We start from the raw sequence: 9894 nt of genomic DNA, 5'->3' as shown, positions 1-9894 counted from the left end.
TTATCAGATATTTTCCAAATTTATGAGGTGACTCTTAGCGCGTAGCGTTAACATTGAGGCACCTTGCGCAAAGGAAAAGGAAGCACTCCGTGCTTGTCATTAATCCTTTGCACCTAATTTGCTTGGTGACAATAGCGTTTTGGACCCACCTGACTCCATGCCGAACTCAGTAGTGAAACGAAACAGCGCCGATGATAGTGTAGCATTTGCTATGTGAAAGTAGGACATTACCAGGCTTCAAATTTAGTCGAAGGACTTTAAACTAAATAAAAATAAAAAAATTGAAAAGAATTTTCTTGGTGACAATAGCATTTTGGACCCACCTGACTCCATGCCGAACTCAGTAGTGAAACGAAACAGCGCCGATGATAGTGTAGCATTTGCTATGTGAAAGTAGGACATTACCAGGATTTAATTAAGAGACACCCGTTACAGTAATGTGACGGGTTTTTTGCTGTCTGGGGTTTAGTAAAATAGCCAAGAGGCCATGCCGAACTCAGTAGTGAAACGAAACAGCTCGAAGGCGAGCCCTAGCCAACGATAGTATCCCATTTACTATGTGACTCTCCACAGCTGTGGGCACCACGACATTACCAGGATTTAATTAAGAGACACCCGTTACAGTAATGTGACGGGTTTTTTACTGTCTGGGGTTTAGTAAAATAGCCAAGAGCTCATGCCGAACTCAGTAGTGAAACAAAACAGCTCGAAGGCGAGCCCCGGCCAACGATATTATCCCATTTGCTATGTGACTCTCCACCGCTGTGGGCACCACGACATTACTAGGATTTAATTAAGAGAAACCCGTTACATTAATGTAACGGGTTTTTTGCGTAAACGCACTAACTTAAAACGTCAACCCGTGCCTCACTAACGAGGTTAGCGTCTGCTTTTATCCCCAAAATTTAATAAATATTTTTCATTCAACTAAACTAGCTCGTTTAATCTGAGACATGGTAATATTTTCATTTACCTAAACCTATTTGAGGTGTTAATTGCCTACTACAGATTACCAACGTGTATTAAATGAAATCACTCAAGAAGTCGCCCCTTTATTGTCTAAGGGAAAAGTAGCCGATTATATTCCTGCACTTGCTGAAGTTGATCCTGAGCAGTTTTCTATTGCTATATATACTACTGAGGGTGACATAATTTGCGCAGGTGATTGTTCGCAGCGCTTTACTATTCAATCTGTATCTAAAGTGATGACATTAACTATGGCGTTACAGCGTTATGGTGATGAACTTTGGAGTAGAGTAGGTAAAGAGCCTTCAGGTACTGCTTTCAACTCGCTTACTCAGCTTGAATTTGAAAAAGGCATACCGCGTAACCCATTTATAAATGCTGGTGCTATTGTTACCTGTGATGCGCTTTATAGCCGTTTGTCTGCACCTATGCATTCTATGCTCGAAACATTCAGGTTGCTATCAGGTAACCGCGGTATTGTGATTGATAAAAAAGTGGCTAACTCTGAGTATGAATTTAGGCACCGTAATGCTGCTATGGCACATTTAATGAAATCATTTGGTAATTTTGAGAATGAAGTTGATGATGTGCTTTGGTCATACTTCAATTTTTGCTCTATTGAGCTTAATTGTGTTGAACTAGCTAAGGCATATAATTTTTTGGCAAATAAAGGCATTGATCAACTCTCTGGTAAGCGTGTTTTAAGTAGTCGTCAAAATAAACAGCTTAATTCATTATTATTTACCAGTGGTCTGTATGATGCTGCAGGTGATTTTGGATATAGAGTGGGTATGCCCGGGAAGTCAGGGGTTTCAGGTACTATTCTTGCGGTATTACCGAATAAATTTACTGTTGCAGTTTATTCGCCAGGATTAAACTCGTTTGGTAACTCAGTCGCGGGGATAGCAGCATTAGAGCTGCTATCTAAAAAGCTCGATATTTCTATTTTTTAGAAAGGTATAGGGAGCTTATTGCTCCCAATAAACTTGCTCTAAACAATCTTCACGCTCAGGCAAACCACGCGATAACCTCGGCGAGTGTTGCACAAGTACCTCATAACTTGCTCTGTTTGCATATTTACTAATTTGTGCAAGAGATGAATATGTAATGGCTTGTTGATCGTGCTTCGCTGAGTTTGCCACATTAAGTTTGTGATAAACATTTGCTGATAAATCATGTAGTACAGCAGCTAGGGCGCAATCGCCTGCACCATTTGTATTTTTGATTGAGTCAGGTCCGCCCATAAAAGGGGCCGTGTGGCTGTAAGCTCTTATAGGTTTTTCGCAATCAGCTTTACGCATAGCGCGTGAAAATTCATAACGGTTAAAGTCTGCAATAGCGCCTGGCAGTAGTGGATATTCAGTTTCACGTTTAAAGCTGTCATCAACGTGGCCTGCCATAAATAACCCTTTCTCACCTGCGGTACATATAACAAGGTCCACCCAGTCTAATGCTTTGTCTGCAGCTAAAAGCGGGTCTTCAAATCCTGTAATAGCAAAGCCTTCTTCTTCGTTCATAGCAAGAATGTCTACATGCTTTTCAACAAAGTTTGCCCACCATGCAGGATCTTGCTCTATTAAAAACTTAGTGCCTAGTGTTAGAACAACAGGAACGCCAGCATCATTAGCATATTTAACAGCTTGCATAGTTGCATCTGTCATGGTTTCGTCATCTTGTGTACGCATAAGGTATGCACTAATGACTAAAGCCGATGAGTTTTCTATTAACGATTTATCTATTGATTCTGGGCGTAGGTAATTCATTAAACCCGCACTGATTGCAAAGGTGCGTTCGCCCGTTTCATCAATTAGGGTAAAGCAACGGCCAATCGGTCCGTCAACAGGCTGTAAATAATCTAAATCTACACGGCTTGAGGTATTACATAAAAAGCGATATGCGTAGCTTCCTATTTTAATGTTTTCGCTCATTACACCTAATAAAACAGAGCGATCATCGGCAAGCACAGAGTAGTTGTGCATTGTGTTACCAATTGTTCCACCTGCAAACTCATAATCAACCATGTCGTTTAATTTTAAACGGTCGTACAGAGAATTTGTTATGTCACTGTCTATAACCTGTGACATGCCTCTGCGTAGTTGAAACTCATCAAGGAAAGCTTGATCAACTTTTGCTTCGATATCAACAACGATTTGATCGATACCCGTAATATAGCTACGTTGTAATCTATCTGTTGCGTTAAGTTGATTAGTTAGTGGATCTTTGGCTTCCACTGGAAAATAATGTTTATGCCTGCGGCGTCCAGGAAATTTCATTCGCTACCCGTGTTGTGAGCTAAATAAAAAAAGCGTGAGATTATAACGTAAATCAGCGGCAGTGAGCCATTATTAACAGCTAAATAGTGTTTTATTTTTGCAATAAAGTAATCAATGACACGCTTTAGGGTTTTAACTAGGTATAATTAAAGCATAAAAGGCAATTGAAGAAGAAATAATGAACAAGCCATTTGACGACGCTTATTGGATGGAGCAAGCGCTTTTATATGCAAAACAAGCAGAGTTGCTTAACGAAATTCCCGTTGGTGCTGTTTTAGTAAAAGATAATCAACTTATAGCGGCTGGATACAATCGTTCTATTACAGATAATGACCCTTCAGCTCATGCTGAAATGATTGCTGTGAGAGAAGCCGGTAAAGTGCTAAATAACTATCGGTTAATTGATTGCACCTTATATGTAACACTTGAGCCATGCTCAATGTGTGCAGGTCTGTTAGTACATAGCAGAATAAAGCGTTTAGTCTTCGGCGCCACAGATGCAAAAACCGGCTCAGCAGGTTCTATTATGAACTTACTGCAAGAACCAAGGCTTAACCATCAAGTTGAAGTTGTTAAAGGGGTATTAGCTGATGAATGCGGAAACACTATTTCTGAATTTTTTAAACGAAGAAGAGCACAAATTAAAGCAGCCAAAAAAGCTGCTCGTGAAGCTTAAAAATACGTTATCAATTGCCTACAGGTAGGGTGTCTGATGCTTCCATTTGTTGCATTGCAAACATTCTGCGACGCCATATTATTTTTTTATGTAAACCACGTAACATGATACGACGACGTGTTGCCGTTGAATAAATAACGTTTCTTTTTAATTTTTGCGTGCGTCTACGTTTTAGCATGTGTTCTCCTAATGCGTGAGAGTGAGAAAGGCACAAGGCATATCTTTGAAAATGTTAAGATATACAATTATCACACATTAGTGATCATTTCATGACAAGTAAACAGATATTTTAGTTACTCACTGCTTTAGAGTTGTAATCTTTTATAAATACTAAATTTACTACTAATTCATTGAACCGCTATGGCGATTCATTTTGTTTTATACTGCTGTCGCTATTATGCTCTGTAGTGGTATTTTCTTCTGTCATTGCATTGTTTTCATCAAGCCATACCAGTGCGTCGTAGTATCTGCGAATATTATCAACATAATGAACTGCAACGTCACCACGAGCATAGCCATAGCGTGTTTTACGGTAATAACGTTTTTTGATCAATAACGGTAAACGCTTTTTCACGTCGGCCCATTTATCAGGGCTTGCCCCTTGTTGCTGGGTGATAATACGCGCGTCATTTACATGACCCCAACCAACATTATAAGCCGCTAAAGCAAGCCAAGTTCTGTCTGGCTGAGGTATTCTATCAGGAATACGGGTTATTAATTTACTTAGATACTGAGCACCACCACGAATGTTTTGTTCTGGCTCAAGGCGATTAGTTACACCAACTTGTTTAGCTGTACTGCGTGTAAGCATCATAATACCACGAACCCCCGTTGGGGATTTAGCGCGAGGGTTCCACATCGACTCTTGGTAACTTAATGCTGCGAGTAAACGCCAGTCAAGATCCCCTGCGTATTGCTCAAACCATGGTTGATATGTAGGGAGCGTTTCTTTTATTGCTTCTATGTAAGCTAATGTATTCACATAGTTAAACTGGCGTACATGACCAAAATATTTTTCTTCGAGTACATAAAGTTGGTTGTTTTGTTTTACTTCACCAAAAAATGGCACGAGTAAGGCGTATAAAGAGTCATCTTTTGACTTGCGAAGTATCCACGCTATTGGATCATTACGGCTGACTGAAAAGCCAATACTTAAATTAGGATGATAGCGCCTAAAAAGCGATAATGTATGCGAATCGGCTAGGGTATAGTCTATTTCACCATCTATAACAGCTTGAAGTAGTTCCTCTTCATCAAACTCTTCACTCTCGGTCCAGGTGAGTGATGGGTTGTTTTTTTGCGCTTTTTGTAGAGTAAGAGAGTGACTGCTTTTGGCTATAACCGTAAAGTTACCTTCTAAATCGTCAAATTTACGAGGACGAACACGACCTTGTTTATATACTAATTTTTGGCTTATTGTTCTGTAGGTAGGGCCATAGCGGTATTGCTGTGCGCGCGTTTTATTGTATGTAAGGCCTGAGGCAATTAGGTCTAAGTCACCACTTTCTAAGCGCTCAAACATATCAGATAAATTAAAAAAAGGGACTATTTCCAGTTCAACACCTAAGTAATCGGCAAACGCTTGAGAAAGCTCATATTCAAAGCCTTGCTCGCCTTGTACTGCTTGATAATAATTACTCGCACTTGCCAACGTGCCCACACGTATTTTGTTTTGCTCTTTAATTTGGGCGAGTTGAGTTGGCTGTTCTTGCATATTACATGCACACAACAGCATAACTAAAGTAATGATTGTTATTAGCTTTTCTTTGAACATTGAGTGCCCCTTTAACACGCTAACACCCGTTATAACAAAACTTAATCATTTCGTCACTTTCCTATTTATTTTATTAGTAGGGAAGAGAATAAATAAAGCGTAAGAAGTTAATTTTATGAAAAGCGTAATTTGGAGTTAAATATGATGACTAATTGGACTATAATGCGTGCCTAAAATATCGTTCAATCCCTAACCCCGGATGAAATTATCTATGTTGATCCTTCGTGGTGCACCAGCACTGTCAGAGTTCAGAGTTAATAAAATTTTAGCGCGTTGCCAGCAATCGCAACTTCCAGTCACTAACGTATATGCCGAATATGCTCATTTTGCCGATTTAACATCGCCTTTGAGTGTTGATGAGCAGACCAAGCTTGAAAAGCTATTAACTTACGGTCCAACTATTGCCGAGCATACCCCAGCTGGCACATTAGTACTTGTTACACCTCGCCCTGGTACCATTTCGCCTTGGGCATCTAAAGCAACCGATATAGCGCATAACTGTGGCCTTAAACAGGTCCACCGTGTAGAGCGCGGTATTGCTTATTATATAGAAGGTGAGCTAAGTGCAGAGCAACTTGGACAAGTAACGGCTTTATTACACGACCGTATGACCGAAGCTACACACACTGAGCTTGAAGCAGCAGCGCAGTTATTCCGTAATGATTCTCCTCGTGAAATGTCATCAGTTGATATTTTAGGTGGTGGTCGCGAAGCGTTAGCTGTAGCAAATGTTGATCAAGGTTTTGCTCTTGCCGATGACGAAATAGACTACTTAGTAGAGAACTTTAAAAAGCTAGGTCGTAATCCTAACGACATAGAATTGTTTATGTTTGCACAAGCAAACTCAGAGCATTGTCGTCATAAAATATTTAATGCTGATTGGACAATTGATGGCATTGAACAGCCAAAATCGCTGTTTAAAATGATCAAAAATACTTTTGAGCACAACCCTGAAAATGTATTGTCTGCTTATAAAGATAACGCAGCCGTAATGAAAGGCTCAAAAGCGGGTCGCTTCTTCCCGAATGCGCAAGGTGAATATGCGTATCATCAAGAAGACATTGAAATATTAATGAAAGTTGAAACCCATAACCATCCAACAGCAATAGCTCCTTTCTCTGGCGCGGCTACCGGTTCAGGTGGTGAAATTCGTGACGAAGGTGCAACAGGGCGTGGTTCTAAGCCAAAAGCAGGTTTAGTTGGCTTTACGGTTTCTAACTTACGTATACCAGGTTACGATCAACCGTGGGAAAGCGACTTTGGTAAGCCTGGTCGTATAGTCAATGCCCTTGATATTATGATGGATGGCCCACTGGGCGGTGCTGCATTTAATAATGAGTTTGGTCGTCCTAATTTATTAGGTTATTTCCGCACGTACGAAGAAAAAGTAACAAGCCACAATGGGGAAGAGGTACGTGGTTACCACAAACCAATTATGCTTGCCGGTGGCTTAGGAAATATTCGTTCTGATCATGTTCAAAAAGGCGATATTCCTGTAGGCGCAAAACTAATTGCGCTAGGCGGCCCTGCTATGAACATTGGTTTAGGCGGTGGTGCAGCATCAAGCATGGCATCGGGCCAATCAAACGAAGACTTAGACTTTGCTTCAGTTCAACGTGAAAACCCAGAAATGGAACGTCGTTGTCAAGAAGTCATCGACAAATGTTGGCAGTTAGGCGACGAAAACCCAATAGCATTTATTCATGATGTAGGCGCTGGTGGTTTATCAAATGCGTTTCCTGAACTGGTAAACGATGGTGGCCGTGGTGGTAAATTCCAACTACGCGATATTCCTAACGATGAGCCAGGCATGGCACCTCATGAAATTTGGTGTAATGAATCGCAAGAGCGCTATGTACTTGCTGTAGCTGTTGAAGACTTTGACCGTTTTGAAGCCATTTGTAAGCGCGAACGCGCACAGTACGCAGTAATTGGTGAAGCCACAGAAGAGCGTCATTTAACCGTAGCAGACAGCCACTTTGATAACAGCCCTGTTGATTTACCGCTAGATGTATTATTAGGTAAAGCGCCTAAAATGCACCGCAATGTAACATCTCAGCAAGTAACTGGTACTGCCATAGATGCAAACGCTATTGACGTAGCAGATGCTGCGCAGCGCTTATTACGCTTACCTACCATTGCAGAAAAAACGTTCTTAATTACCATTGGCGACCGCTCAGTTACCGGTTTAGTTGCACGGGATCAAATGGTTGGCCCTTGGCAAATCCCTGTTGCTAACTGTGCAGTGACCGCGGCAACGTACGATACTTATCACGGTGAAGCCATGTCACTGGGGGAGCGTACTCCGGCGGCACTATTAAATTACGGTGCTTCGGCGCGTTTAGCGGTGGCTGAATCGTTAACTAATATTGCCTGTGCAAACATTGGCAGCCTTGAGAACATTAAGCTATCTGCTAACTGGATGGCCGCAGCGGGTCACCCAGGTGAAGACGCAGGCCTTTACGAAGCCGTAAAAGCGGTTGGCGAAGAGCTTTGCCCTGCACTTGGTTTAACTATACCTGTAGGTAAAGATTCTATGTCGATGAAAACGACATGGAAAAACGAAGACGATAGTGCTGAGCAATCAGTAACGTCGCCGTTATCGCTTATTATTACAGCCTTTGGCCGTGTTGATGATGTACGTAAAACAGTAACGCCACAGTTACGCACTGATAAAGGCGACACATCGCTTATTTTAGTTGATTTAGGTGCTGGCAAAAACCGCATGGGTGCATCAAGTCTTGCACAGGTTTACAAGCAGCTTGGTGATGTTACACCTGATGTAGATAGCCCTGAGTTACTTAAAGGCTTTTATAATGCTATGCAAGCACTTGTAGCAGATAGCAAACTACTTGCTTATCATGACCGTTCAGACGGTGGTTTATTTACTACCGTAGCTGAAATGGCATTTACAGGGCACACAGGTGTAACCGTTGATTTAGCGGGTTTAACTGGCTCAGACTTAGAAGCACTTTATAACGAAGAGCTTGGTGCAGTAATTCAAGTGGCTAACAGCGACTTAGAGGCCGTAAATGCAGTGTTTGAACAACACGGTGTATCTGCAATTAGTCACGTGATTGGCTCGCTTAATAGCGACGATAGCATTGTATTTAACCGCGGCGAACAAACGGTACTTAATCATACTCGTACTGAATTGCGTACTATTTGGGCCGAAACAACGTACCAAATGCAAGCACGTCGTGATAATCCTGATTGTGCTAAACAAGAGTTTGATGCCAAGTTTGATGCAAAAGATCCAGGCTTAAACGTAAAACTTAACTTTGACTTAAACGAAGATATAGCTGCGCCATACATTGCGACAGGTGCTAAACCACAAATGGCTATTTTACGTGAGCAAGGCGTTAACTCGCACCTAGAAATGGCTGCTGCGTTTAACCGTGCTGGTTTTGCTGCTGTTGATGTACACATGAGCGATATCCTCGAAGGGCGTTTAACCCTTGAGCAGTTTAAAGGCTTAGTGGCATGTGGTGGTTTCTCTTTCGGTGACGTATTAGGCGCCGGTGAAGGTTGGGCTAAGTCTATATTGTTTAACGATATGGCACGCGATCAGTTCCAAAATTTCTTCCACCGTGAAGACACCTTTAGTTTAGGTGTGTGTAATGGTTGCCAAATGTTATCAACGCTTAAAGAGTTAATTCCAGGTACTGAGCATTGGCCTCGTTTTGTCACTAATAAGTCTGAGCGTTTTGAAGCACGCTTTAGCTTAGTAGAAATACAAGAGAATCCGTCTGTGTTCTTCAGTGGTATGGCTGGGTCGCGTATGCCAATTGCTGTATCTCATGGTGAAGGCCATGCTGAGTTTGCAAATGATGCTGCCACTCAAGTTGCGCTTGAAAGCGGCACTGTCGCGGTTAAATTTGTAGATAACTACGGTAACCCTACAACGCAATACCCGGCTAACCCGAATGGTTCACCAGAAGGCATTACTGGTATTACTTCTACTGATGGCCGTGCAACAGTAATGATGCCGCACCCTGAGCGTGTATTTCGCGCTGTAGCTAACTCTTGGCACCCAGATGAGTGGAAAGAGGATAGCCCGTGGATGCGTATGTTCCGCAATGCACGTAAAAATGTAGGCTAGTGATCACAATCACTCCCTATACAAGCTAGATTCATAATCTAGCTGTAAAATAAAAAAGGCTGCCTGTGCAGCCTTTTTTGATTGCGTAGATTTAAAATTGCGA

6 protein-coding genes and 2 rRNA genes are annotated in these 9894 nt (G+C 41.7%); 5 read left to right on the top strand and 3 right to left on the bottom strand.

What is annotated here, in order from left to right; genetic code table 11:
* The first annotated feature begins 121 nt into the window (after nucleotides 1-121).
* The 3 genes from rrf (CWB62_RS12670) to glsB all read left to right on the top strand — a co-directional run bounded on the left by rrf (CWB62_RS12670) (nucleotide 122) and on the right by glsB (nucleotide 1919).
* Nucleotides 122-236: ribosomal RNA gene (gene rrf / locus CWB62_RS12670) — 5S ribosomal RNA — on the top strand.
* Between the two features lie 59 nt (nucleotides 237-295).
* Nucleotides 296-410, top strand: a 5S ribosomal RNA gene (gene rrf, locus CWB62_RS12665).
* A 585-nt stretch (nucleotides 411-995) separates the two neighbouring features.
* Nucleotides 996-1919 carry a glutaminase B gene (gene glsB, locus CWB62_RS12660; RefSeq protein ID WP_138527505.1) on the top strand — a complete coding sequence of 308 codons (924 nt, stop codon included), beginning with the start codon at nucleotides 996-998 and terminating at the stop codon, nucleotides 1917-1919.
* A gap of 15 nt (nucleotides 1920-1934) precedes the next feature.
* Here glsB and CWB62_RS12655 read toward each other — a convergent pair whose 3' ends face one another.
* A complete protein-coding gene (locus tag CWB62_RS12655; protein ID WP_138527506.1) occupies nucleotides 1935-3239 on the bottom strand; it encodes an inosine/guanosine kinase in 1305 nt (434 codons plus the stop codon).
* Between the two features lie 178 nt (nucleotides 3240-3417).
* Between CWB62_RS12655 and tadA the strand changes: the two genes are divergently transcribed.
* Entirely contained in the window at nucleotides 3418-3915 is a 498-nt protein-coding gene (gene tadA, locus CWB62_RS12650) for a tRNA adenosine(34) deaminase TadA (RefSeq protein ID WP_058404912.1), read from the top strand.
* 10 nt (nucleotides 3916-3925) lie between these two features.
* On the opposite strand, the gene CWB62_RS18650 is transcribed toward tadA, so the two are convergent.
* Nucleotides 3926-4093, bottom strand: a complete 168-nt coding sequence (locus tag CWB62_RS18650; protein ID WP_171034590.1) for a hypothetical protein — start codon at nucleotides 4091-4093, stop codon at nucleotides 3926-3928.
* A gap of 180 nt (nucleotides 4094-4273) precedes the next feature.
* Complete coding sequence (gene mltF / locus CWB62_RS12645) at nucleotides 4274-5689, bottom strand: membrane-bound lytic murein transglycosylase MltF (protein ID WP_138527507.1); 1416 nt, start codon at nucleotides 5687-5689, stop codon at nucleotides 4274-4276.
* 211 nt (nucleotides 5690-5900) lie between these two features.
* Here mltF and purL point away from each other — a divergent pair, with 211 nt between their 5' ends.
* On the top strand, nucleotides 5901-9791 hold the full coding sequence (gene purL / locus CWB62_RS12640) for a phosphoribosylformylglycinamidine synthase (RefSeq protein ID WP_138527508.1): 3891 nt from the start codon (nucleotides 5901-5903) through the stop codon (nucleotides 9789-9791).
* Nucleotides 9792-9894: the final 103 nt, after the last annotated feature.

Source organism: Pseudoalteromonas sp. S408 (assembly GCF_005886645.1).
GTDB lineage: Bacteria > Pseudomonadota > Gammaproteobacteria > Enterobacterales > Alteromonadaceae > Pseudoalteromonas.
This window is presented reverse-complemented; position numbering and strand designations above follow the sequence as displayed.

What these genes read in the sequence shown, in the direction of transcription:
- CWB62_RS12655 (WP_138527506.1), bottom strand. Translation starts at nt 3,239, where the DNA reads ATGAAATTTCCTGGACGCCGCAGGCATAAACATTATTTTCCAGTGGAA.
- tadA (WP_058404912.1), top strand. Translation starts at nt 3,418, where the DNA reads ATGAACAAGCCATTTGACGACGCTTATTGGATGGAGCAAGCGCTTTTA.
- CWB62_RS18650 (WP_171034590.1), bottom strand. Translation starts at nt 4,093, where the DNA reads ATGCTAAAACGTAGACGCACGCAAAAATTAAAAAGAAACGTTATTTAT.
- mltF (WP_138527507.1), bottom strand. Translation starts at nt 5,689, where the DNA reads ATGTTCAAAGAAAAGCTAATAACAATCATTACTTTAGTTATGCTGTTG.
- purL (WP_138527508.1), top strand. Translation starts at nt 5,901, where the DNA reads ATGTTGATCCTTCGTGGTGCACCAGCACTGTCAGAGTTCAGAGTTAAT.